Source organism: Aequorivita sp. IT1282, from assembly GCF_058068205.1.
Map to the genome: position 1 here is coordinate 38,274 of NZ_JBYRHR010000006.1, position 22,789 is coordinate 61,062.

Annotated in this window: 25 protein-coding genes; 16 read left to right on the forward strand and 9 right to left on the reverse strand. The window is 33.8% G+C overall.

What is annotated here, in order from left to right; genetic code table 11:
* The first annotated feature begins 35 nt into the window (after positions 1-35).
* From AC3RVG_RS13415 to AC3RVG_RS13430, 4 genes are all read left to right on the forward strand, one after another.
* Positions 36-365, forward strand: coding sequence for an ArsR/SmtB family transcription factor (locus AC3RVG_RS13415; protein WP_489691984.1), 330 nt, complete (start codon positions 36-38; stop codon positions 363-365).
* A gap of 39 nt (positions 366-404) precedes the next feature.
* Positions 405-1,295, forward strand: a complete 891-nt coding sequence (locus AC3RVG_RS13420) for an arsenite methyltransferase (protein ID WP_489691985.1) — start codon at positions 405-407, stop codon at positions 1,293-1,295.
* Positions 1,295-1,927: an arsenate-mycothiol transferase ArsC gene (locus AC3RVG_RS13425; RefSeq protein ID WP_489691986.1), complete on the forward strand. Its 633-nt coding sequence runs from the start codon at positions 1,295-1,297 to the stop codon at positions 1,925-1,927. Before AC3RVG_RS13420 ends, AC3RVG_RS13425 begins: the two co-directional genes overlap by 1 nt.
* A gap of 318 nt (positions 1,928-2,245) precedes the next feature.
* A complete protein-coding gene (locus tag AC3RVG_RS13430) occupies positions 2,246-2,953 on the forward strand; it encodes a carboxypeptidase-like regulatory domain-containing protein (RefSeq protein ID WP_489691987.1) in 708 nt (235 codons plus the stop codon).
* A 3-nt stretch (positions 2,954-2,956) separates the two neighbouring features.
* Here AC3RVG_RS13430 and AC3RVG_RS13435 read toward each other — a convergent pair whose 3' ends face one another.
* Positions 2,957-3,427: a GtrA family protein gene (locus AC3RVG_RS13435; RefSeq protein WP_489691988.1), complete on the reverse strand. Its 471-nt coding sequence runs from the start codon at positions 3,425-3,427 to the stop codon at positions 2,957-2,959.
* Positions 3,428-3,596: 169 nt separating this feature from the next.
* Here AC3RVG_RS13435 and AC3RVG_RS13440 point away from each other — a divergent pair, with 169 nt between their 5' ends.
* Positions 3,597-3,917, forward strand: a complete 321-nt coding sequence (locus AC3RVG_RS13440) for a hypothetical protein (RefSeq protein WP_489691989.1) — start codon at positions 3,597-3,599, stop codon at positions 3,915-3,917.
* 441 nt (positions 3,918-4,358) lie between these two features.
* Here the strand turns inward: AC3RVG_RS13440 and AC3RVG_RS13445 are convergent, their stop codons facing one another.
* The 4 genes from AC3RVG_RS13445 to AC3RVG_RS13460 all read right to left on the reverse strand — a co-directional run bounded on the left by AC3RVG_RS13445 (position 4,359) and on the right by AC3RVG_RS13460 (position 7,592).
* Positions 4,359-5,093, reverse strand: coding sequence for a LytR/AlgR family response regulator transcription factor (locus AC3RVG_RS13445; protein ID WP_489691990.1), 735 nt, complete (start codon positions 5,091-5,093; stop codon positions 4,359-4,361).
* Positions 5,094-5,855 (reverse strand): sensor histidine kinase, encoded by a 762-nt coding sequence (locus tag AC3RVG_RS13450; RefSeq protein WP_489691991.1) that lies wholly within the window; start codon positions 5,853-5,855, stop codon positions 5,094-5,096. It abuts the gene before it with no gap.
* Positions 5,856-6,096: 241 nt separating this feature from the next.
* Positions 6,097-6,474: a DUF4907 domain-containing protein gene (locus tag AC3RVG_RS13455; RefSeq protein ID WP_489691992.1), complete on the reverse strand. Its 378-nt coding sequence runs from the start codon at positions 6,472-6,474 to the stop codon at positions 6,097-6,099.
* A 113-nt stretch (positions 6,475-6,587) separates the two neighbouring features.
* Positions 6,588-7,592, reverse strand: coding sequence for a Kelch repeat-containing protein (locus AC3RVG_RS13460; protein ID WP_489691993.1), 1,005 nt, complete (start codon positions 7,590-7,592; stop codon positions 6,588-6,590).
* Positions 7,593-7,827: 235 nt separating this feature from the next.
* Here AC3RVG_RS13460 and AC3RVG_RS13465 point away from each other — a divergent pair, with 235 nt between their 5' ends.
* The 3 genes from AC3RVG_RS13465 to AC3RVG_RS13475 all read left to right on the forward strand — a co-directional run bounded on the left by AC3RVG_RS13465 (position 7,828) and on the right by AC3RVG_RS13475 (position 12,779).
* Positions 7,828-9,120, forward strand: coding sequence for a DUF4270 family protein (locus AC3RVG_RS13465; RefSeq protein ID WP_489691994.1), 1,293 nt, complete (start codon positions 7,828-7,830; stop codon positions 9,118-9,120).
* The gene (bamG, locus tag AC3RVG_RS13470; RefSeq protein ID WP_489691995.1) at positions 9,110-10,342 is read left to right on the forward strand and encodes a BamG family beta-barrel-assembly machinery protein; all 1,233 of its coding nucleotides are present in this window, start codon (positions 9,110-9,112) and stop codon (positions 10,340-10,342) included. Before AC3RVG_RS13465 ends, bamG begins: the two co-directional genes overlap by 11 nt.
* Positions 10,343-10,961: 619 nt before the next feature.
* A complete protein-coding gene (locus tag AC3RVG_RS13475; protein ID WP_489691996.1) occupies positions 10,962-12,779 on the forward strand; it encodes an AAA family ATPase in 1,818 nt (605 codons plus the stop codon).
* Between the two features lie 236 nt (positions 12,780-13,015).
* On the opposite strand, the gene AC3RVG_RS13480 is transcribed toward AC3RVG_RS13475, so the two are convergent.
* Positions 13,016-13,360: a DUF983 domain-containing protein gene (locus AC3RVG_RS13480; RefSeq protein ID WP_489691997.1), complete on the reverse strand. Its 345-nt coding sequence runs from the start codon at positions 13,358-13,360 to the stop codon at positions 13,016-13,018.
* 92 nt (positions 13,361-13,452) lie between these two features.
* Between AC3RVG_RS13480 and AC3RVG_RS13485 the strand changes: the two genes are divergently transcribed.
* The 4 genes from AC3RVG_RS13485 to AC3RVG_RS13500 all read left to right on the forward strand — a co-directional run bounded on the left by AC3RVG_RS13485 (position 13,453) and on the right by AC3RVG_RS13500 (position 16,318).
* Entirely contained in the window at positions 13,453-14,325 is an 873-nt protein-coding gene (locus AC3RVG_RS13485) for an AraC family transcriptional regulator (RefSeq protein WP_489691998.1), read from the forward strand.
* A gap of 326 nt (positions 14,326-14,651) precedes the next feature.
* The gene (locus AC3RVG_RS13490) at positions 14,652-15,095 is read left to right on the forward strand and encodes a toxin-antitoxin system YwqK family antitoxin (protein WP_489691999.1); all 444 of its coding nucleotides are present in this window, start codon (positions 14,652-14,654) and stop codon (positions 15,093-15,095) included.
* A gap of 111 nt (positions 15,096-15,206) precedes the next feature.
* Positions 15,207-15,872, forward strand: coding sequence for a hypothetical protein (locus tag AC3RVG_RS13495; RefSeq protein WP_489692000.1), 666 nt, complete (start codon positions 15,207-15,209; stop codon positions 15,870-15,872).
* 194 nt (positions 15,873-16,066) lie between these two features.
* Complete coding sequence (locus AC3RVG_RS13500; protein WP_489692240.1) at positions 16,067-16,318, forward strand: type II toxin-antitoxin system RelE/ParE family toxin; 252 nt, start codon at positions 16,067-16,069, stop codon at positions 16,316-16,318.
* 43 nt (positions 16,319-16,361) lie between these two features.
* Here the strand turns inward: AC3RVG_RS13500 and AC3RVG_RS13505 are convergent, their stop codons facing one another.
* Positions 16,362-17,522: a GNAT family protein gene (locus AC3RVG_RS13505; RefSeq protein ID WP_489692001.1), complete on the reverse strand. Its 1,161-nt coding sequence runs from the start codon at positions 17,520-17,522 to the stop codon at positions 16,362-16,364.
* A 196-nt stretch (positions 17,523-17,718) separates the two neighbouring features.
* Here AC3RVG_RS13505 and AC3RVG_RS13510 point away from each other — a divergent pair, with 196 nt between their 5' ends.
* The gene (locus tag AC3RVG_RS13510) at positions 17,719-18,303 is read left to right on the forward strand and encodes a diheme cytochrome c-553 (protein ID WP_489692002.1); all 585 of its coding nucleotides are present in this window, start codon (positions 17,719-17,721) and stop codon (positions 18,301-18,303) included.
* Between the two features lie 91 nt (positions 18,304-18,394).
* The gene (locus AC3RVG_RS13515; protein WP_489692003.1) at positions 18,395-19,321 is read left to right on the forward strand and encodes a DUF5996 family protein; all 927 of its coding nucleotides are present in this window, start codon (positions 18,395-18,397) and stop codon (positions 19,319-19,321) included.
* Between the two features lie 24 nt (positions 19,322-19,345).
* Here the strand turns inward: AC3RVG_RS13515 and AC3RVG_RS13520 are convergent, their stop codons facing one another.
* Positions 19,346-20,620, reverse strand: coding sequence for a DEAD/DEAH box helicase (locus AC3RVG_RS13520; protein WP_489692004.1), 1,275 nt, complete (start codon positions 20,618-20,620; stop codon positions 19,346-19,348).
* 206 nt (positions 20,621-20,826) lie between these two features.
* Between AC3RVG_RS13520 and AC3RVG_RS13525 the strand changes: the two genes are divergently transcribed.
* Complete coding sequence (locus AC3RVG_RS13525; RefSeq protein ID WP_489692005.1) at positions 20,827-21,456, forward strand: hypothetical protein; 630 nt, start codon at positions 20,827-20,829, stop codon at positions 21,454-21,456.
* A 92-nt stretch (positions 21,457-21,548) separates the two neighbouring features.
* On the opposite strand, the gene AC3RVG_RS13530 is transcribed toward AC3RVG_RS13525, so the two are convergent.
* Positions 21,549-22,223: an RNA polymerase sigma factor gene (locus tag AC3RVG_RS13530; RefSeq protein ID WP_489692006.1), complete on the reverse strand. Its 675-nt coding sequence runs from the start codon at positions 22,221-22,223 to the stop codon at positions 21,549-21,551.
* 104 nt (positions 22,224-22,327) lie between these two features.
* Here AC3RVG_RS13530 and AC3RVG_RS13535 point away from each other — a divergent pair, with 104 nt between their 5' ends.
* Complete coding sequence (locus tag AC3RVG_RS13535) at positions 22,328-22,726, forward strand: hypothetical protein (protein ID WP_489692007.1); 399 nt, start codon at positions 22,328-22,330, stop codon at positions 22,724-22,726.
* The last annotated feature ends 63 nt before the right edge of the window (positions 22,727-22,789 follow it).

Below are 22,789 nucleotides of genomic sequence, written 5' to 3' on the forward strand. Positions count from 1 at the left end.
TAATCGTAATATTGCAATGAACATATATAACAATTATGGGAATCACTAAAACTGAGATATTTACAGACCAACAGAACCAGATTGCAACTTTTGCTAAAGCCTTTGGGCATCCCGCGAGAGTCGCAATTCTTCAGCATTTATACAAAATAGACACTTGTATTTGTGGCGATTTGGTTCTAGAAATTGGCTTGGCTCAACCTACAATTAGTCAACACTTAAAGGAACTTAAAAACCTTGGCTTGATTAAGGGAAGTATTGATGGCACTAGCATTTGTTATTGTATAGATACAGAAAATTGGACCAAAATGAAGAAAGTAATTATGCAGTTTTTAGACCAAGATATTTCGAAAGAAACCTGTTGTTAAAAAAGTTTAAACTGAAATACAACCCAAAAATTTCAAAAAATGAAAAACGAACAAGAATTAAAAGACATTGTTAAAGACCGTTACGCTAAAATTGCCGAACAGGGCAAAGCTGAAAACGCTGCTTCATGTTGTGGTGCAACAACGCCTTCAAATAAAGTGTACAATATTATGATGGACGACTACTCTGAAACGGGCGGTTATGTAGAAGATGCAGACTTAGGATTGGGCTGTGGTCTTCCTACGCAATTTGCGAAAATTGAAAAAGGCAATACCGTAATCGATTTGGGTTCGGGCGCTGGTAACGATTGCTTTGTAGCAAGACACGAAACAGGTGCCGAAGGAAAAGTTATAGGTGTAGATTTTACGCCAATAATGATAGAAAAAGCCCGTGCAAACGCAGAAAAATTAGGTTTTAATAACGTAGAATTCCGCGAAGGAGATATAGACGCAATGCCAGTAAGCAATGACGTTGCAGACGTAATAGTGAGCAACTGTGTTTTAAATTTGGTGCCGAACAAGCAAAAAGTAATTGCTGAAATTAGCAGAGTTTTAAAACCGGGCGGGCATTTTAGCATTTCCGATATTGTTTTAGAAGGAAACTTACCCGAAGCTTTAAAAGAAGATGCAGAAATGTACGCAGGATGCGTTGCAGGTGCCGTTCAAAAAACGGAGTACTTACAATTTATAAAAGACGCAGGTTTTCAAAATATTCAAATTCAAAAAGAGAAACCTATCGTAATCCCAAATGATATTCTTGAAAAGTATCTTTCTTCGGAAGAAGTTAAAACTTTCAACAATGCAGGAACGGGTATTTTCAGCATCACTGTTTATGCTGAAAAGCCTGGAACAAAAGCAGACAAGCCGAAACTAAAAATGGTGGAATTACAGGAAGAAGGTTCTAGCTGTGCTCCAAATTCCGGGTGCTGTTAATGAAAAGCAATCCAGGTTTGTACGAAGATCTAAAATATTATATTGAAAAATTGGATGCGGCAACCCTTTCGGAAGAACGGAAAGGGTTGCTAAAACCTTTGATTGATTATATAAATAGTAAAGCATCGCAAAGCCAACCCATTCTTCTCAATTTTATCTGTACCCACAATTCACGGCGAAGTCATTTTGCGCAAATTTGGGCGCAAACTGCGGCGGCCTATTTTAATTTTCAAAATATTGAATGCTTTTCTAGCGGAACGGAGGCCACTGCCCTTTTCCCAATGGTGGTTTCTACTTTGGAAAACGTTGGCTTTAAAATTTCCAAAGAAAATGAAGCTAGCAATCCCGTATATAAAATTAGTTACTCAGAAAGTTTACCGGCTATTCCTTGCTTTTCAAAAAAATATGACGACGAGTCGAATCCGCAAAGTGGTTTTGCGGCAATAATGACATGCTCCGAAGCCGATCAAGGCTGTCCATTTGTTACAGGTTCAGAAAAACGGATTCCTGTAACCTATGAAGACCCCAAAAGTTCTGACGGCACATCGTTACAAAAACAAATTTATATGGAACGTAGCGAGCAGATTGCGACTGAAATGAAATATGTTTTTGAAAGTCTGGCTTCAAATTAATCTTCACAATTGCACATAATATATTATTATAAAACTGCGGTGAAGTTTTACATTTATATAAGCAAAACCCCTCTTATAATTTCGAATTATCAAAATCTCAAGCGGAATACGAATTGGGAAATTGACTGCTGTTATTCACTTTAAGTTAAATATTAGAAAAAATAGATTTTATAAAATAAACTTCCCGCATTTTTACCTTTTAAAGGCTACAACTAATCATAGTTTTAAATGGTGCAAAACGACTCAACAAACCTATTCCGAAAGCAAGCTACAATTTTAAGGATACTTATTATATTGCTAATTTTCGCTTCAAACAGTATGTTTTCGCAAAGGGCAAACTTAGAAGGAAAAGTAAATACCGCAGACGATATTGAGATTGAAGGCATAAATATTTTTAACCTTTCTACTAATAAAGGCACTGTAACCGCTGCAAATGGAGAGTTTCAGATTGCGGTTGCTGTAAACGACACCCTTTCTATTTCTGCTATTCAAATTAAGAGCACAACACTAATTATTGGCGAAGAACAGCTAAAAAACAAAAAAATTGTTATCAACCTCAGCGAGAAAATGAATGAATTAAGCACGGTAACTTTACGGCGGGCACTTACTGGCTATTTAGGAACAGATGCTAATATAATTCCTATTCAGAAACCAATTACCGCCACTTCCATTGGCTTGCCCAACGCAGATTTACCGCAACTAACTAAAATCCGAAGGCAATTATATGCCGCAAATTCTGGCCCCGTTGATGCGCTTGTAAATATGCTTTCGGGCAGAACAAAAATGTTGAAAAAGCATTTAGAATTCGAAAAAACAGCGGCACTTACACTAACGCTTCTCGATAAATTTCCTGAAAGCTATTTTACAGATGGACTACAAATAGACAGGTTAAAGGTATATTCCTTTATATTTTTCTGCGAAGACGATCCCGATTATCAAACGGTAATGAAGCAAAGCAGCATCGAAATTATTGAATTTCTAGAGGCAAAAAGCGAAGAATATCGGTTGCAATTGAGCAAGCAGTAATTATCAAACAGTTTTAAAACTAAACTTATTCTGAAGTAAATAACTGTATGCCACGACAATAAAAGTGGCTAATATTTTAGACGGCGTTGGGTAAAACCCTAGACCATCTACAAATACTTTCAAGCAAATATAATTTAGCACCAAAGCTCCCATTCCCACAATAATATATCTAAAAAACTGAACTTTCCACGGCAAATTTGAAGCTTCAAAAGTGATGAATTTTTGAAGTAAAAATCCTGTGACAAAAGTTATTGGGAAAACAAAAAACAAGGAAGCAATATGCGGACTTAGCACTACAAAATACACATCGACATTCTGTTTTACAAAGACGAAATTGTAAACTATAAAGTAGAGAATAATATCAAAAACCAAATTGCCGCCGCCACACACCGCATAACGATATGTTTTTAACGGAAGAAATCGCCGAAATAAAAAGTAAAAGGCGTCAATTAATTTAATGATACTGTTTTTCATATTCTGAATTGCGGGCAAATTTAAGGATAAAGTTTTTGGATTTAGGCTTTTGGTGCGGCTATAGAATATGTATTTAAAAAACTTATATTTGGAATTGAACAATATAACCATATAAGGGGAATAAACGCAATAATGGCCTTTATCCACATGTTGGCAACAATTAAAACAAATGAGGACAATTAAAGTTTCAGAACTAAAAACATTATTCGAAAGAGTTATTGAGAAACTCGAAACGGAATACAGTTCTGATGCTGAAATGGAATTAAAAACAACAATTTACAGACTGATTCCAACCGAAAAGTGGAATAAGTTTGAGAAACCTGAAGATTGGTTTTCTGCATCTGAAATTGACCAAGGTGACTTACAAGACGATGTAATGGAATTAAAAAAATTGACAACTGATAAAGACAGAGTTGCCACATTTGTTGACTTCGATAGACTAGCAAGTGTTTTGAGAGAAATAAGTCAAGTAGAAAACCCAATAGAATAGAGAAATGGGAAATAAAGGAAAAGGTTAATTGACAACCGATTCTGAATGGCATAAACATTTAAGGAAATTTGGAAAACGATTTTTTTGGAAAGGTGAACGTCTTGCTGAAAAGAAAATGATTGACGACGAATTAACTGAACAAAAAAATAAAACGGAATAAAAACTATTGCCAACAGCGTATACGAATTTATAGCACTCCTCTGTAATAATTGAAAATTTCCAATAAATATTAATAAATTATACTTCCGAAAGATACGAACTCGCTAGCCTTGCTGATTCGCACGCGGCTCAATTAATTTGGAACAAAAAGATGTTGGTTGCTTTCGCCGCTTCAAGCCGCACGCTGCGCCAAGCGCCAATTTTCCAGCACAAATCTATTGCCATAATTTGGAATTTCCATTTTCGCAGCTACAAAAATGAAGATGCAACATCCATCTTTGTTTAAATCCCCAATCTTTCTATTACTCCTTTTTTATAAGTATCTCCTATAGGAATTTTGTAGTCCTCGATGATAATTTTAGTTTTTTGCAGCGCATTTATATGAAAAATATTCACGATGTAGGAGCGATGAACCCTGATAAATGTATTTTCGGGTAACTTATTTAAAATATCGTTGAAGTTTGATAAAAGTATTAATGGTTTTGTGGAAGTTGTAAGATGAATTTTTAAATAGTCTTTAAGCCCCTGAATATACTTTATATCATTTAAATTGATTTTTTGGTTTTCATACTCTGCTTTTACAAAAATAAAATCCCTCTCATTTTCTCTTTTAGGGTCACTATTGTTTGCAGAAATTAAGTTTTTTAGTGTGGACTGGTTTTCGGTCTCAAATTTTTCTTTTGCACGGGATACCGCTTTTATAAAACGATGAAAGGGGATGGGCTTAACTAGATAATCTACTGCATTAAGATCAAAACCCTCTAAGGCGTATTCGGGATAAGCAGTGGTAAAAATAAATAATGGAAGATTTTCAACTGACTTTACGAGATCTATACCAGATATGTTTGGCATTTCAATATCAAGAAAAATTAAGTCTATTTTATGTTTACTTAAAACATCAATAGCCTGAAAGGGGTTGGTACATTTGTCTACGATTGTTAAACCCCCAATCTTAGTTATATAATTTTCAATGACTTCAATTGCCAAAGGCTCATCATCGATTATTAAACATTTCATTTAATTGAGTTTTAAAGTTAGGTCAACAATAAATTTACCATTTTCTTCATTGGTAGTTAATTCGTGCTTTTCTGGATAAAGCAAGTTCAATCTTTCCATTGTGTTTTTAAGTCCGATTCCTGAATTTACATCTTCTTTTCTACCAGAACCCACTAGATTTACACAGGAGAAGTGCAACTGGCTTAATTCAATATTAATGATTATTTTAATTTCAGTGTTCCCTTTATAGTCAGTACCATATTTAAACGCATTTTCAATAAATGAAATTAAAATTAATGGACATATTTTTTGATTGGCAACACTGCCAAAAATATTTATGGAAACATTACTGTTATCGGCTATTCTTAATCGCTGCAGTACCATATAATTATTAATATAATCGAGTTCTTCCTGTAGGGGAACAAAGTGTTTATTAGTTCTGTATAGCATATATCTCATAAGGTCCGAGAGCGTAATTATGGCCTCTTGCGCATCGGGAGATTTTTTTGTAGCTAAGGAATAAATGGTATTTAGGGAATTAAAAAAAAAGTGTGGATTTATCTGATTCTTCAAAAAATGTAATTGACTTGTTGTACTTAATTTCTCAATTTCCTCTTTTTTGTTTTCATTTCGGTTCCATTCAACATACATTCTAATTGCGGTACCAATAATTAAGAATGAAAGATTAATTATAATTGGAAATCCTATTAATCTTGGTTTGGGTCTGTTATCGTTGATAAATCCTTTATCGACTATAAAATCTGGCGGAAAATAATATGTCAAAATATTAAATATAATACCAGAGATCACTAACAAAACCGTGATGCTAATTAAGTAAATTAGGATTTTTTTTTTAATTAAGAGCTTAGGGATAAATATGAGGTAGTTTATGTAAAAGAACAGGATATTTAGGAAAATATTGATAAAAAATATGACGGAAACATTACCTCTGCCATAATATTCCTGTAAAATAAATATGGCAATAAATAAAAGCCACGTGATAATATGTAGTAGTAAAGTACGGTTACGTTTGAGGAACGATATCATCTTTGATGTTTTGTGGACATTTTAAAGAAATATTGCTCGCTGCTATCTCTAAATTAGAGATACTTGGCGATTCTTTATTTTCAATTTTATTTTTAATTATTTCAGCAATTGTCCTGGCATCCTTTTCAGAACAAAAAAGTTGTTTTCCTTTTACAGCAGGAATATTTTCCTGCTTTATAAGAATTTTGTCATTTCTCATTAGTTGGTATCCAAAACCATTTTTAAGTACAATGGTTTTAATACTAATAGTACTGTCTTTATCTATTATAGCTGCTTCTGGGTTCTTAAGGCCAAAATAGGTTAGTGCAACTGCAATAGCCATTAAAGAAACTATAATATATTTTCTTGTTTTCATTTGAAGTGAGTATTGTTAAAAAACCCAAGAAAATCTCTTTGTGAACCATCTACTGTAAAACATCGAGAAATCCTTGGGATATTAATCAAAGGAATACTTGTTATAAAAATTTATTAGTCGTCTTCGTTATAATATTGTTGTGGGAATAATTCATAAACATCATCTAAATAAAGGGTTCCCGATCTGCCAAGTGAAACAAATCCTCTAGTACCTGTTGAAAAACTTATTGGATCTTGACGATTACTAGCTTCCAATCCGGTAATTGATTCCCATAAATCTGAAGAAGGATTATACTCCCAGGTTGTGGAAGTAACCCCTAAATTATACCCACACGAAAGATATCCATAACCATTTATTGTAAATGAAACCGCATTAGACCTCATTATTGCATAGTTATCATCTACATCCAAATCGTTTTTTCGGGTCCAAGATTCATTTGTGGGATCATATTCCCAAAAATCGTCGAGGTATATTCCATTACTTACACCAGTACCTATGTAAGCTTTATTGTTGATTACTATAACCGTGGCATCGCGACGTTTTGAACCTCCATAGCCTATTACTTCCGACCATTCATCGGTTGCGGGGGTGTATTTCCAAAAATCCTTTTTGTCGTTATCCCCGTCAGTACCAGTGCCAAGGAAACCAGCATCGCCAATTGAAAAGGAAACTGCTCCTCTTCTAGCTCCACCTGCAACATCATTTTTTTGCGTCCACGTATTGGTTGCAGGATTGTATTCATAAAAGTCGGATAATTCACTCGCTGTATCTCCGTCGTAACCTATTCCTAAATAACCTATTGAGCCAATGCTGAAACTGGAGGCAGAACTGCGGGCAATTCCGGGAAAATCGGCTTTTTGAGCCCAATAGTCTCCATCCATATTATACTCCCAGAAATCCTGAAGATAATCATCGCCATCATAGCCTGTACCCATATACCCTTTATTATCAATAACAAACGAGGTTGCGCTGCTTCGTGGAGCGCCGTCAAATACAGAACGTACTATCCAGTTTCCTCGAGTTGTATCATCATCAGATGAACAGCTGGACATAATAAATAGCAGTAGTGGTATTAAAGCGTATTGATAATTTATTTTTTTGTTCTTAAATTTTGCCATAGTTATTTTATATTTTCCTAACAATTTTATTGGCGAATGTAGAATCTCTCTTCAATTCTAAAAAAAATATTGGACGGATAGAGCTTATCTCTCTACATAGAGACAAATTCTATCTACCAACACTTTAGATACGGTTTCATAGATACTTTTCGCCTCTACTACATTCAAATTAAGGGCTTGGTATAATTAATTTCTCGTTGGGGGATTTAAAAAATAGGTTTGCCAAAAAAAGTCTATGAAATATGTTCTGGGTATTTGCTTTCTATTGTTTGCTATTATATCCTGCAGTAATGAAGACGAATCATTGGTGGTTGGAGGAAGCTTGATTAACAGTGATACCCGTTTACTGTTTATTGATACTTTAACAATTAAGGCAGGAACTTTTAAATTCGATTCACTTATAGTTTCAGATGGCAGCCCCGCAAGACTTCTTGTTGGTTCATATAATGATCCCATATTTGGAAATTCTGCAAGTGAAAGTTTTGTACAATTTGTTCCAACCGGGTATGACATTCCTTCAGAAGCTGTTTTCGATTCCATTGCGTTGATATTAAATTACGATGGGTATTATTATAATGACACCATTCCAATGCAAACTTTTAATGTAAAAAGAGTTTTGGCAAATATTAAACCGAAGGATGATAGTTATTATAATACTACCACCATTACTACAGAGGCGGCGGCGCTGGGAACTTTAACTTTCTACCCCAGGCCTTTGGGAAAGGATACGCTGCAAATACGATTGCAACAAGACTTTGGGCAAAATCTATTCACAGCTATCCAAACCAACGAGATAAACACTTTAGATGAATTTCTATTAAATTATAAAGGGTTAGCCATAAAGGCTGATGAAAATAATACTGCAATCCTTGGTTTTGGAAAGCAGAGTAGGGTGCGCCTCTATTACAAGATTAGTGATGAGGATGGAAATACGGAAGCCTATTATGATATTCCTGGATCTGAAGTAAATAGCTTTAATCATATTTATAGCGACAGAGGGGGCACCATACTTGAAACATTAAACGATAATGAAATTTTGTTGCCAAGTGACCAAGCCGACAATCAAACCTTTGTTCAATCTGGGGTAGGGGTATTAACCCATATTGATATTCCATATCTCAAAACGCTTTATGAAATTGAGGGAGAAGGAACTATTATTAGTGCGAACCTTGCAATTGCGCTCACTACATTATCTCAACAAATAACACCACGAGATTCCTTGAATGTAATGATTGTAGATAATAACTTCGATTATGTTCAAGATCTTTATACAGTAAATGGTGATAAGGTTTATGGTATTTACGACGAACAAAATTCTGAATTCGGAATTGCATATTATAACATTCCAATAAAAACATTTCTCAATATTAAATTAGACACAGAAAACAATAATGATAACTACTACTTGGCTATTTACTCAAACGAATTCAATTCTTCTATGGATAGATATATTTTTTATGGTGACGAAAGTTCAAATAAACGTAGGGTTAAACTCGAAATAACATATGCCCTCTATAATGACGAATAAAAGCTTTCTTATTTTAATATGTTTTTTAATAGCTTTAAAAGCATCTAGCCAAACTAATGATTTATCAAGCTCGCCATATTCGTTGTATGGATTGGGATTGCTTAATAATCTAAATACAGGAAAATCAAATACTATGGGTAAAACAGGCATTGCCGCGCCGTTTGATGGAACTATCAATACTATAAACCCAGCGAGTTTTGGTGGTATTACACCTAATAGCTTTTTATATGAAATAGATATAAAAGTTCAGCGCGAGACACTTGTTGAAGATGGGATAAACGAACCGAGAAACAATGCAAACTTTTCAGGACTTGCATTTGCTTTTCCCATTACAGAAAAATTGGGAATGGGTTTAACCCTTTTGCCATATACAAATGTTGGCTATTTTGTTAAAGGCGTAAGGAACGAAATTGAGGGATCTACAGACACCTATTTCTCAGATATTTATGGCTCAGGAGGTCTCAATAGCCTAAAAGCAAATTTTGGTTATTCTCTTAACAATAAATTTCGTGTAGGTTTTACTACCTCCTTTCTATTTGGAAAAATTACGGAAGAAGAAACAAATTATATCGGTGGAGATGCGCTCTATATTAGTGAAGAAAATTTTTATAGGGGTATCCAATTTACCGCTGGGATGCAATATGATATAAATGAAAATTTTTCCATTGGAGCTACGATAAATGTTCCAACAAGCTTAAAGGGAGAACAGGATTTAACAATATTTCAGGCAGATAGCGACACTGCAGAAACACTATCTAAAACCCTGGATAATTTTAAACTGCCCATAGAAGTGGGGATGGGACTGCAAACAAGAATGAGTGAAAATCTTTTAATAAATGTAGATTACAAGAAAAGTTTTTGGAACGCCACAGACCAAACTGATAACGGTGGAAATTTTGTAAACAACGACTTTGTGGGATTGGGCATGGAATATATCCCTAACAAAAATGGCACAGAATATTGGAAACGCGTAATGTACCGAGGTGGTGTAAATTATGACAATGGAAATTTAGAAATAAACAACAACCGTATAAAAAATTCCCAAATTACTTTGGGGCTTGGCCTACCTTTTAATAAACATACCAACTCTATGCTAAACATAGGGTATACCTATGGCCAACAGGGCATTCTATCAAATAGCATTATTCAAGAAAAATTTCATTTAATTTCCATCAATCTCAGTTTAGAAAATATTTGGTTCCAAAAAAGACTTTACGATTAAATATATTTTTTGTTTGTATTTCAACCTTCTTAGCATTTTTAAAAAATCGCTTAGAAGGTTTTTTATACTTTAAATAAAGTAATAACATATTAAATGTGAGAGCGTCCCACACGTGCCAGATGGAGGTAGGACTGGGGCTAACGCAACGGTTATAGTATTCATAGTATTTTTCGTGGAATTTCTGCAAAATAATTTTAAAGAAGTATTGACTGTTGCGGATTTTTAAATTGAGAAAAAAGGTGTTAAATTATGTGTTTATCCAGATGGACTCACTACAGATTAGATAAAATAGCTATGTAAGCTATTTTTATTATTTGCTACACAATCATTTTACCACAACCACCGAAACAAATTCCGCAGTCTAAAAAAGGGTAGAGGACTTTTCGTTTTAGTACTAATAAGTTTACACAAATGCTTTTTATTTCACGTTTGGAATATGAAGCATTTTTTTGTTTTCTACTTTTTTTGAAGGACTGCGGATTTCCGTAAAGTTTGGTGGAAGATTTATTTTATATTTGATTGGATAAACAAATTGAGATGAGGTAGATATGTGATATATATGGCAAAGCTGTATTCGTATATTTACATGTTGCCAGTAATTTAAAAAAACATATCCTGAATGAAATTATCTTTAGAGAAAAAATTTAAATCATTAGAACCTTTTTCAATTGAACTACCTAATTTTGTAGTTCTAACAGGTGTAAACGGAGCTGGTAAGACACAATTGTTAACCGCAATTACTCAAAATTTATTAAAAGTTACTGATGCAAATGGTGTTGAACTAAATCCAAAAAAATATGTCACTTCACAAACTTTATCACCGAATGAAAGTACGACTGTTACTCGGGAGCAATTAAATGCCAATACTCAAAATTTATGGGAACAATTCAGTGGTTACTTAAATCAAAGAAAAAACAATCCAAATTACACACTTGAAAATAATGTTTTTAGACAAAATGCTCCTCAGATAAAACTAATAGATAAAATTGCAAAAAGCGCAAATAAAGTAAGGGAAGAGTTAAGTTCAGATGATTTTTTCAATCACTATCCTTTAGACGACGGTCTTAGTCAAACAGATGTTTTTTATCAAAATTTTTCTAGTCTATTTAAGCGGTATCAAGATAAGCTTGATGATAATGAATATAGACAATATAGAAACCAAATTAAAAAACATACAGAAATATCATTTTTAACCAAAGAAGAATTTGAAAACACTTTTGGAGAAGCACCTTGGGAATTTGTAAATAAAATAATAAAAGAAGCTAGCTTAGATTATTTTATCAATTCACCTGAAAACAGCCACAGAGATGCACCTTTTGAATTAAAGCTTGTAAATAATCATAATAAAACCGAAATCCAATTTGGCGATTTATCATCTGGAGAAAAAGTATTAATGTCACTTGCATTAGCATTATATAATTCAAATTTTGACATTGAATTCCCTAAAGTATTGCTTATGGATGAACCTGATGCTTCTCTTCATCCAACAATGTCTAAAAAGTTTTTAGATGTTATTCAAGAGGTTTTTGTAAATGAAAAGAAAGTTAAAGTTATTATTACAACACATTCTGCATCTACAGTAGCTTTAACAACCGATGAATCAATCTTTATTGTAAACAAGACAGGTGTTAGATTAGAAAAGGTAAATAAAGATAAAGCATTAAACATATTAACAGCTGGTATTCCATCATTTAGTGTTAATTACGAAAACAGAAGACAAATATTTGTAGAAAGTCCTTATGATGTTAAATACTACGAAAAATTATATCATCAATTATCTAGTTATTTGATTCCCGAAATTTCTCTTATTTTCATTTCATCAGGAGAAAGTCGAACAGACAAAAACGGTATTAAAATATCTAATTGTGGACAAGTTATTAATATAACGGAAACTCTTAGAACTGCTGGAAACAATTTTGTTTCGGGTATTGTTGATTGGGATACAACGAATACAAGTACTGAAGCAATAAAAACTATAGGTAATGGTAATAGGTATAGTATTGAAAATTATATTTTAGACCCAATTTTGATTGGAGCATTATTACTAAGAGAAAAAATTGTTTCTAAAGAAGATTTAGGTCTAGAATTAAGTGAAACTTATATTGACTTTAAACATTTTAAAAAAGAAAGACTTCAAGTAATTATTGATTATGTTACCACAAAAGTTTCAACTATAGTTAAACCAACAGATACCACATCAACCAATGCAAAGTTGGTTAATAATTTACAAATCGAAATTCCGGTTTGGTATCTTCACCATCAAGGTCATACGCTAGAAGAGAATATATTAAAAGCATTCCCTGCACTTAATGCAATCAAAAAAGGAAAAGAAGAAGCTCTAAAACTCGAAATTCTAAATAAAGTTGTAGATGACATTGTAACTGTTCTGTCATTTGACGTTTTAGAAGTTCTTCAATTAGTTCAGAAATCAGAATAAAAACTACTGGCAACAACGTATATAAAAAATAGCGCGAGTCGTTGATAACACAAAGGTTTGGGCATTTTTAGGTAGTCGCCAAATTTTTAAATTTGACGATTTCTCAAAATAAAATAAATAGTAAAATTTAAAAATTCGGCTTGTGTTTCATCCGAATAGATAACGCTTATTTTCAGCGCTACTTTTCATATACAAGACCGTTAGCATAATACAAACAACGAACTTCAAAGCTCATCTTAATAAAATAAATATATCCAAATAGACCTTGACAGTTTAAAATTGGTCGTACTTAATAAAAATGCGATCACAGCAATAATGGCGAAAACTCTTAAAGGCGACAAATCAATAAAATACCAAAATACCACAAGACTTGTTATCATTTGTGCCGCAGCGAGCGCATAACTCACAAACATAGCCCCAATAAAAAAACCGGTTTCTCTTTCAAATTTATAATTACACTCTGGACATCTATCATTCATTTTCGGAATGTTCAACAATAAAATGTTCCCACCATTCATAAAAATCTTTCCTTTTTGACAATTCGGACACTTACAATTCAATGCATCTATAACTTTGCTCATCACAATATGTTTTATAGCGCAAAATTAAGACTGTAAATAATTAATAGTCTTATAAAATGTTCGCAACTTTTTGTACTTTTAGGACATATAATATGAAAATACCTGTTTTAAATATTAGTCAATTTAAAGAATCCGCACCTCTAAATGATGTGTATATAAATTCTATTTCGAATCACTTACAGCGTAATAAGGATTTAATTAATAAACCACATAGTCATAATTTCTATCTATGTGTGCTATTTACCGAAGGTACAGGTACGCACGAAATTGATTTTAATTCTTATAGTATAAAACCAGGGAAGGTGTTTTTTCTAAAACCAGGACAAACACATTTTTGGAAATTTGAGACACAACCCCAAGGATTTATTTTTTTTCACTCTCAAGAATTTTATGAACTAAAGTTTTTAGAACATAAGCTCCATTCATTTCCATTTTTTTATTCGAATCAAAATCCTCCTTTTTTAGATTTAGCTCCTAAAAAACTTTACGAATTGAATCTTAAGTTTAAAGAAGCTTATGCTGAATATTTACAAACCAATCTTTTAAGAGAATTAAAAATAGTAAATTCACTAAACAACATTTATATAGAATTAACAAGGGCGTATACAATTGACGTCAATATTGAAAAGTTTAAGTCGCCAAACTATTTCAATATACTTGAAACTTTAGAGAATTTAATTAACGCCCATTTTCATAGTCAAAAATTCCCTAAATTTTATGCTGATAAATTAAGCATTTCAACCAAGCATTTGAATAGAGTAGTAAAACAAACAATTAATAAAACGACAAGCCAATTAATTTCTGAAAGAATCATTTTAGAAGCAAAAAGATTGATTGTTCATTCACACGAGAATTTAGCCAATATTGCTTATACACTGGAATTCTCGGATTACGCGTATTTTTCAAAATTTTTCAAATTAAAGACAGGTATGACGCCTTTGGATTTTCGTAAAAAGTATTTTTGATGAAATTTTGATTATTTAAAAGTACGATGCACATTACATTGTATATTTAATGACTTGGTTCTTGCCTACTTATTCTCGCGGATAATCTATTCAGTTTTTATTTGCTAAATTAGTTGCTAAACCAAAACAACCTGCCATATACGAACACGTTAACGGTTAGGCTACGACCGAACTTTTATAATTTAATAAATAAATATATTTTATGGCTAATTACACAGCAAGCTCAACAGACTCTCTAGCTTTTTATCTTACCTGTGACAATGAAAAAATTGGAGAATTAATCTATGAGAAGTGGTATGCTTCTAATGCAGTAATTATGTTATCCGGTGGAAATAAATTTCAACTTAAACCAAAGGGAATATGGAATTCCAAAAGAATATCACAAAGACGGAAATTACTCTGAATGGAATTATGAAAACGGGCAACTTATTGAGGGAAAATCCTATTTCAAAAGTGGGAAGCTTCTACAAGAATATACTTTCAAAAATGGTAAAAAAGAAGGTACGGCCACCAGATTTTACGAAACTGGAGAAAAAGAATCAATTTGGGAATTCAAAAATGATATTCTAATAAGTGGAATCGCATATTATCCAACTGGAGAAAAAAAGACTGACTTTAGCTATAAAAATGGAATAGCAGAAGGAATTTCGACAGAATATTACGAAAGTGGAAAAAAGAAATTTGAATGGAAATATAAAAACGGTGAATTGAAAGGAGAATCAATTGAGTATTTTGAAAATGGAAATGTAAAAAAAGTATACAATTATTAAAAATTAAACTTAAGACGCATATAATTAATTGCTTAGTTTTAGCCTACTCACAAAAATCTTCGCCGATTTTCTATTCAGTTTGTATTTGCTTAAAAACACATTCCCAACAATATGAAAAACCCTATACCTACATATATTTTAGTTCTATTTCTATTTTCGTTTATGTTTTGTGAAAGTCAGGAGAATAAAAAAACAGATATAATCGAAACACCAAAATATTTTAAAATTCTTGATGAAAAAGTAGGAGATTTAGACAAAGATGGAATCTTTGAAAAAGTTATAGTTTACGATACTCAAAAAGAAACTGATCTAGGAACAGAAAGACAAATATACATTTACAAAAAGAACCATTCCAAATGGGAATTGTGGAAAAAATCTGTTGGAGCAATATTACCAAGTAAACACGGTGGAATGATGGGTGATCCATTTGAAGGGATTTCGATTGATAGAAACTGTCTTGTAATTAATCATTCAGGAGGAGGTCGCCAAAGATGGTATTATACTCATAGGTTTAGGTATCAAAGTGGCGCATTTCAGTTAATCGGAGCTACAGTAAATTTTGGCGCACCTTGTGACTATTTTTATAATTTTGATTATAATCTTTCAAACGGTAAGATTATTTACCAAGAAGAAATTGGAGATTGTGAGAATGAAGGTTCAAAAATTCAGAAAAAAGAAATGATAAGTAAACGGGAAACTTTACCTACCATAGATAATTTTTATCCTGGAAATAATAAATTTACCTTTCCAAATTCTGAAACTTCGGTTTATTATTAATTAAAGATTATAAGCAATTGCTTGTACAAGGGTACTTTTGATACCCTCCGTCAAATTATCAGTTAAGACCATTGTGTACAATTCGAGAAAAATTTTAATCAAATGAGCAAAAACACCTTGAATCTCTAAAGGCAAAAAAACGCTTGAATGGCTGATTATAAATTAAGAACAAAGCTGTTAAAGATTTATCGAAGATTTGGAATTATACTTTTGAAGTTTGGTCAGAACAAAAAGCAGACACATATTACGATTCGCTAATTTCTAATTTCCGCGAAATTGCGAAAAATCAAGATTTAGGAAAAAACTATGAAGGAATAGCAAAGCAACTTTTCGGAATAAAACCAAATCGACATATAATATTCTACAGAACTTTAAACGAAAATTATGTTGAGATTACGAGAATATTACACGAAAATATGGATTTAAAGAAAAGAATAACGGAATAGAAACTGCAACGTATAACTAATTTTAAATCTGCTGAAGAATCTTTCAACGCTCACCAAAAGGTCTCCGCAACTCAAACGCACTTGGTTGTATATTTTCCAAAAACGGTTTTAAAAGTACATTTTTAAGCTTGGAAGTGTGGCGTGCATATAAAGTCATATTAACCGGCACAGCGCCAACAGCACTTTTAATAAGTTCGCTGGTACGGCCCAAATGCAATTGCGAAACTTTTAACGCAATGGCCTCTTCCACATAATCGTACAACAGTCGTTCGTAAACTGCATATTTGGTATTATAATTATAATCAATGCCCACATAATTGGCTTCCAAAGTATCTCCATTTACAAAGGCGGTGCTAAATGCTATTAAATTATCATCCAAAAACACGCCTTTGCAAATAAACAAATTGCCCAAATTTGCTTTTAAAGCTGAAAAGGAAGCAGGATAATTTTCGCCATAACGGTATTCAGACCTATTGAGGACGTTACTAAACATTTGCTGAATATTGTTCTGCTCTTTGTCAATTTCATCCGAAGAAAGGGAACGAATGGCAAGAGTTTCTGACTTTTTATAGGCACTATTTGCTTTGGTACGATATTTTGCTTTCATACTATGCAGGTAGTCGGCAAAAGTTTTCCAAGACGGTTGAAGCTTGAACGCCATATTTACATCTGCCTGAAAGGCGCGATATTTATAATTTTCTAAAATAGAACCGTTTTGAGTGGTTGGCCAGAATTCCTTAAACAGAATTACTTCAAACATATCCTTCCAACGCACATCTTTTCGGATCTGTTTTACAGCTTTATTCAGAATCTGCAGTGCGGATTCTTTTGATGTATGCTGTGAATGCACAAATCCATGTTCCCCCGTTGCGAAAATATTTCCTGAAACTAAACCTTTAATAGAAACCCCTTCATCTTCCGTTCGGCAATCGTGAAAAAGCCTAAGTAATACGTGTTTTTGCGCTTCCTTTTTATAGGTGAAAATAGAAATTTGAAACACGCCCGCTACTATGGGTTGTCCTTTTTCATCGTAAGCTAAAAGGTAAATTGGTTTTACACTAGAAGCAATTGTTTGTTCCAAAGCCAATAAATACGGAATGGACAAATAAATATTAGTATCTGCCACAAGCAAATTCCAATGTGTTGTTGGAATATCATTTACGGATTGAAAAAAATATAAATTTTCTGAATTGCGGTTTTGCATATTACAATTTGCTTCGGTATAAAGATAGCAACTCTAAAAGGGAAATGAATATTCAAATTATTGTGGATATAATTTGTTTGAACCTATTTTTTAAGAAAACGTAACTTACTAGTTTTCAGTTAAAAAGAAGTATTGTTTTTTCAAACAAATCGTTTTATTTCTTACATTTAATAATACAATTAAAATCAACAAAATCATGAAAAAACAACTTTTAGTGCTGGCTGCTCTTTGTATTTCATTGACGGCTTGCGATTCGGAAAAAAAGAAAAACTCTACACCTGCAATGTACGAAGGCAAAACGGCCGAAACGGAAATATCTCCAATTAAACGCGGAGAGATGCTCGTAAATGCTGCTGGTTGTAATGATTGCCATTCCCCGAAAAAGATGACTAGTACAGGACCAATTCTAGATCTCGACCGTTTACTTTCTGGCCATCCCGCTAATGAGAAGTTGCCTACCTATGATGAAAAAACAGCGAAATCTTATGTTTTATTTTCACCCGGACTTACAGCTTCCATTGGCCCCTGGGGCACGACCTTTGCGGCGAACTTAACACCTGACGATACCGGAATTGGCGATTGGACCGAAGCTCAATTTCTTTACGCCCTTAAAAAAGGAAAATATAAAGGAATGGAAAATAGCCGAGATCTACTTCCACCTATGCCGTGGCAATCAATTTCGTTTTTTCCCGATGAAGATTTAAAGGCAATTTTCGCATATTTAAAAACCATAAAACCAGTGGAAAACAATGTGCCGGCTCCTATTCCGCCAAAGGTATAATAACGTTGTTTATTGATTATTTTAGTTTTTAGAAGTAACTTAGTACGTTGATAGTGAAAGCATAACCGATAAAAAATTAAAAATTACTCTTATGAATTCAGAAAAACTACCCGTTTTGCCTTTTGAAAACTGGAACAATACGCGCGTTACTGTACACCTCATCCTTCAAATAATTGGTAAAACTAGACTTGCCTCTAATCCGCGAAAAAATCATTGGTGGAATTTAACGCTTTTCGTTTCGCCTCAGGGGTTTACAACAAATAGTATTTCTGTAAATGAAGGATTAGAAAGTGTTGAAATAACGTTTAATATTGCAAGAAAAGCAATAATAATCACGCAAAGTGCAGGGGAGAAATTTGTAATTTCTCTCAAGGAAAACCCTACTATCGCTGCATTTTATAAGAAATATACTTCTAAAATAAAAGGAACTGGGTTAAGCACAAAATATGTGGAAAAGCCTTTTGATGTGAATATTGACAAACCCTTCACGAAAATTACAGAATACCATCATTATGACTGGAAATATATTGAAGAATTCTGGAGAATTATGCAATGGAATAACGGCATTTTCCAGGAATTTAGTGGTAGATTTTATGGAAAATCATGCCCCGTTCATATTTATTGGCACCATTTAGATCTTGTGTTAACGCGCTTCTCTGGAAAGAAATTACCGCCAATGGATGCCTCTGCAAGGGTTTTAGAAAAAGATAGCTACTCGCACGAGCAGATTAGTTTTGGGTTTTGGGTGGGCGACGATAATATGCGCGAACCCATGTATTATTCATACATATTCCCAGCGCCTGAAGGTATTGATGAAGAAATTTTGAAACCAGATGATGCAAGATGGCAATATAGCAATGGAAGCCCCATGGCTTTATTGAGTTATGAAATGGTAAAAAATGCTAGCAATCCGAGACAGGCTGTCTTAGATTTTTTAGAAAGTGCTTACCAAGCTGGCGCAAAACGTGCAAATTGGAAAATTGATGAACTTACAGTACCCGATTTGGATAAACTATAAGTTCACCAACTTACAGCAGATAAATTATCTTCTGCCTCTTCCTCTATTGCTATTATTGCTTTTTGAGTGCGTATTTACTTTAGACCCAGTATTTCGTCCTCGGCTATGGCGTTGTGCCTTTTGCTGTTTCTTTTCTTCCTCGGCAGCTTTTACATCGGCCATGGTTTCGGTGGGTTGAAAATCTGTAACTGTTTTAGGCTGTAAGCGTTCACCAATTAGTTTTTCAATATCTTTTAAATAACCAACTTCATCTAAACTTACCAGTGAAAGTGCTTCACCGCTTGCTCCTGCTCTCCCTGTACGGCCTATTCGGTGAACGTAATCTTCGGAAATATTTGGTAATTCAAAGTTAATAACGTGTGGTAATAATGGAATATCTAAGCCTCGGGCAGCAATATCTGTCGCTACCAAAACCCTAACTTTTCCTTCTTTAAAACCAGAAAGTGCTCGTGTTCGTGCCCCTTGACTTTTATTTCCGTGAATTGCCGCGGAAGTAATTTTTGCTTTTTCAAGCTTCTCACTTAAGCGATTCGCACCGTGTTTAGTTCTGGTAAAAACCAAAACCTGCTGCCAGTTTCCTTCAGAAATAAGTTTTATAATTAAGTCTGTTTTTAGCGCTTTATCTACTCTATAAACAGTCTGATCAATTTTTTCAACCGTAGTATTCTCTGGCGTTGCTTCTACTAAAACAGGATTGTGTAGAAACTCATTCGCCAATTTTTTAATTTCTTTGGAAAAGGTTGCAGAGAAAAGCAAATTCTGTCTTTTATTGGGCAGTAATGCTAATATCTTTTTAATATCGCGAAGAAAGCCCATATCGAGCATTCTATCGGCTTCGTCTAAAACTAGAATTTCAACTTTTGAAAGAGTTAGTGCGTTTTGGTTTTCCAAATCTAACAATCTACCAGGAGTTGCTACCAATACATCCACTCCATTTCGCAAAGCGCGTATTTGTGGATTTGCACCTACACCACCAAAAATTACGGTTGAACGTAGATCTGTAAATTCGCTATATTCCCTAAACTCATCTTGCACTTGTGCTGCGAGTTCGCGGGTTGGGGTAAGTATTAATGCGCGAACGGGGCGCTGACGCAAGGTTGGTTCACTGCTCAATATATGTAACATTGGCAATGCAAAACCTGCTGTTTTCCCACTTCCGGTTTGTGCGGAGGCAAGTACATCTTTACGTTCTAAAATTAATGGAATTGCTTTTTGTTGAATTGCCGAAGGCGTTTCATATCCTTTTTTGCTGATTGCTTTCAACAAGGCATCGGACAGCCCAAGAGATTTAAATGACATAAATTTATTTAAGTTGTAAGACCGCTGCGCTTGGAGATAGTATATCGCGGCGCTTTTAGAATTCGGTCCTTTGAAAAACCATTAAAACTAAGAAGACGGTTTTAATAAGCGGCGAAGGTACGTCTATTTTTCTGCGTGGGGAATTTATGAAGGAAATTGGCAGAAATTGGGAGAAAAATAGTATAATTGATAATTAAATTATTTCTATGATGGGTGGTTTTGGTAGTATAAATCATATGATTGTTACACTTCGTAACAACAAAAACCTGCTTCCTGCAAAAAGATCCTTTTTTAAGCGAAAAGACTACGGCACTATCAAAAACGAATATTACAATGCTGTTGGAACTGCCTTTAATATAAAAAAAGCCAGTCCGCTACAGTTGCAAGCTATTAGAAATAAAATTATAAATAAGCGAAAAAAAGAGGCTCGAAATTTAATGCTTCTACTATTTATTGGTTTGCCTTTAATTGGCTGTACTCTCTATATTACCTTCAATAATTATAGTTTCGGGTTTCCGAAAATGGAGAATTCTGATCCAAATGTTATTGAAAAGAAAAAGGAAGAAAAGTATCTTTTTTATATAAATGACGGTGATTCTTGGTTAAAAAAAAGAGCGTACTACAATGCCATTTTTCAATTCAAACGTGCATTAAAACTATATCCGGGTGATTTTGATGCCAATTACAGACTTGCACTAGCATACAGCTATCGCTGCCAATATGAATTTGAAGATTGTGAAATAGGCAAAATATTAATCGATAAGTTGGAGGAACAATTTCCAAACAATAAGGATGTTAAAGACGTGAAAGCCATTTTTGTTCATTGGGGCGCATAGTGTCTAAACTCGCTTTATAATCGGTTAAATTCTTCAGAAAAGAGAACAACTAAATACCGAATAACTGAATTATAAATTTCAGTAATTCAATTTTAAAAATTCTGAATTCGCATCATAACTTCTTCAACCACCGCATCGCATTTATGATTGCCGAATTGAAAAATTGAAGCATCGTGGGTTGTTTTGAAAAGTTCGTCTTTCAGTAAATTTTTTGCACGATGCAGTCGCACTTTTACGTTGCTCTCTGTGAGTTTTAAGCAATCTGCTATTTCAGGATTAGAAAGGCCTTCAATTTGATGCAGCACAAACACTACTTTATATTTTTCGGGAAGCGCATCCACCGCTTTTTCTACCAAGGCTTTGGTTTCAGTCTTTATGGCTTGTTTTTCGGGATTCATTTGGTTTGTGTCTGGCAATTGAAAAATGTTTTCTAAGCTTTCGGTTTTTCCGTAATTAGTTAATTGTCTTTTATGTTTTCGTATTTCTTGAAGCGCTTCATTTATTGCAATCCTGATAAGCCAAGTAGAAAAAGCAGATTGGTTATTGAATTGATGTAGTTTAGTATAAGCTTTCACATAAGCATCCTGCATTATATCTTGCACATCGTCTTCAGAATAAATATAACTCCGTATTACCCTAAAAAGTCGCTGGTTATACCTTCGCATCAAAATCTCGAAAAGCTCCTTTTCGCCCTCCAATATTCGTTGCACCACTTTTGAATCGGACAATTTTGTTAAAGTAAATCTGTCTGGTTGAGTCGCATTCATGCTTTCTTTTTCTATTTAGATGCCGCAGCTGTTCTAAAGTTACAAATTTTGTAACCGTGTTCTGTAGATTTCATCTAACCGATAGAACATAAAATCAAAAAACTATGAAAACATTAGCAATCAATGCCGAAATCAGCAAATTACAAACCCTTTTAAAATACACATTTGCAATAGTGCCAATTGCCGCGGGAGCCGACAAATTTTTGAATATTTTAGTCCAATGGGTTGGTTATCTCGCACCTTCTTTATTAGATATGTTACCATTTAGTGGGGCAACATTTATGATGATTGTAGGCGTAATCGAAATTATTGCGGGCATACTCGTATTCACCAAAACACGATTAGGAGCTTATATTGTATCGCTTTGGCTTTTACTTATTGCCTTGAGCTTGCTTTTTACTTGGCATCACCCAGACGTTGCTGTACGCGATATTGTGATGGCAATTGCCGCCTACGTTTTGGCCAAGTTGAGCATTCCTGAAATTACAAATTCAACCCGTTAATTCTGTTATTCATTGTATTTCAATATCTTCTCTGTCACTTCAAAATGTGGCAGGGAAGATATT

Coding starts and splice junctions, on each gene's coding strand:
- AC3RVG_RS13415 (WP_489691984.1), top strand. CDS start 36: ATGGGAATCACTAAAACTGAGATATTTACAGACCAACAGAACCAGATT.
- AC3RVG_RS13420 (WP_489691985.1), top strand. CDS start 405: ATGAAAAACGAACAAGAATTAAAAGACATTGTTAAAGACCGTTACGCT.
- AC3RVG_RS13425 (WP_489691986.1), top strand. CDS start 1,295: ATGAAAAGCAATCCAGGTTTGTACGAAGATCTAAAATATTATATTGAA.
- AC3RVG_RS13430 (WP_489691987.1), top strand. CDS start 2,246: ATGTTTTCGCAAAGGGCAAACTTAGAAGGAAAAGTAAATACCGCAGAC.
- AC3RVG_RS13435 (WP_489691988.1), bottom strand. CDS start 3,427: ATGAAAAACAGTATCATTAAATTAATTGACGCCTTTTACTTTTTATTT.
- AC3RVG_RS13440 (WP_489691989.1), top strand. CDS start 3,597: ATGAGGACAATTAAAGTTTCAGAACTAAAAACATTATTCGAAAGAGTT.
- AC3RVG_RS13445 (WP_489691990.1), bottom strand. CDS start 5,093: ATGAAATGTTTAATAATCGATGATGAGCCTTTGGCAATTGAAGTCATT.
- AC3RVG_RS13455 (WP_489691992.1), bottom strand. CDS start 6,474: ATGAAAACAAGAAAATATATTATAGTTTCTTTAATGGCTATTGCAGTT.
- AC3RVG_RS13460 (WP_489691993.1), bottom strand. CDS start 7,592: ATGGCAAAATTTAAGAACAAAAAAATAAATTATCAATACGCTTTAATA.
- AC3RVG_RS13465 (WP_489691994.1), top strand. CDS start 7,828: ATGAAATATGTTCTGGGTATTTGCTTTCTATTGTTTGCTATTATATCC.
- bamG (WP_489691995.1), top strand. CDS start 9,110: ATGACGAATAAAAGCTTTCTTATTTTAATATGTTTTTTAATAGCTTTA.
- AC3RVG_RS13475 (WP_489691996.1), top strand. CDS start 10,962: ATGAAATTATCTTTAGAGAAAAAATTTAAATCATTAGAACCTTTTTCA.
- AC3RVG_RS13480 (WP_489691997.1), bottom strand. CDS start 13,360: ATGAGCAAAGTTATAGATGCATTGAATTGTAAGTGTCCGAATTGTCAA.
- AC3RVG_RS13485 (WP_489691998.1), top strand. CDS start 13,453: ATGAAAATACCTGTTTTAAATATTAGTCAATTTAAAGAATCCGCACCT.
- AC3RVG_RS13495 (WP_489692000.1), top strand. CDS start 15,207: ATGAAAAACCCTATACCTACATATATTTTAGTTCTATTTCTATTTTCG.
- AC3RVG_RS13505 (WP_489692001.1), bottom strand. CDS start 17,522: ATGCAAAACCGCAATTCAGAAAATTTATATTTTTTTCAATCCGTAAAT.
- AC3RVG_RS13510 (WP_489692002.1), top strand. CDS start 17,719: ATGAAAAAACAACTTTTAGTGCTGGCTGCTCTTTGTATTTCATTGACG.
- AC3RVG_RS13515 (WP_489692003.1), top strand. CDS start 18,395: ATGAATTCAGAAAAACTACCCGTTTTGCCTTTTGAAAACTGGAACAAT.
- AC3RVG_RS13520 (WP_489692004.1), bottom strand. CDS start 20,620: ATGTCATTTAAATCTCTTGGGCTGTCCGATGCCTTGTTGAAAGCAATC.
- AC3RVG_RS13525 (WP_489692005.1), top strand. CDS start 20,827: ATGATGGGTGGTTTTGGTAGTATAAATCATATGATTGTTACACTTCGT.
- AC3RVG_RS13530 (WP_489692006.1), bottom strand. CDS start 22,223: ATGAATGCGACTCAACCAGACAGATTTACTTTAACAAAATTGTCCGAT.
- AC3RVG_RS13535 (WP_489692007.1), top strand. CDS start 22,328: ATGAAAACATTAGCAATCAATGCCGAAATCAGCAAATTACAAACCCTT.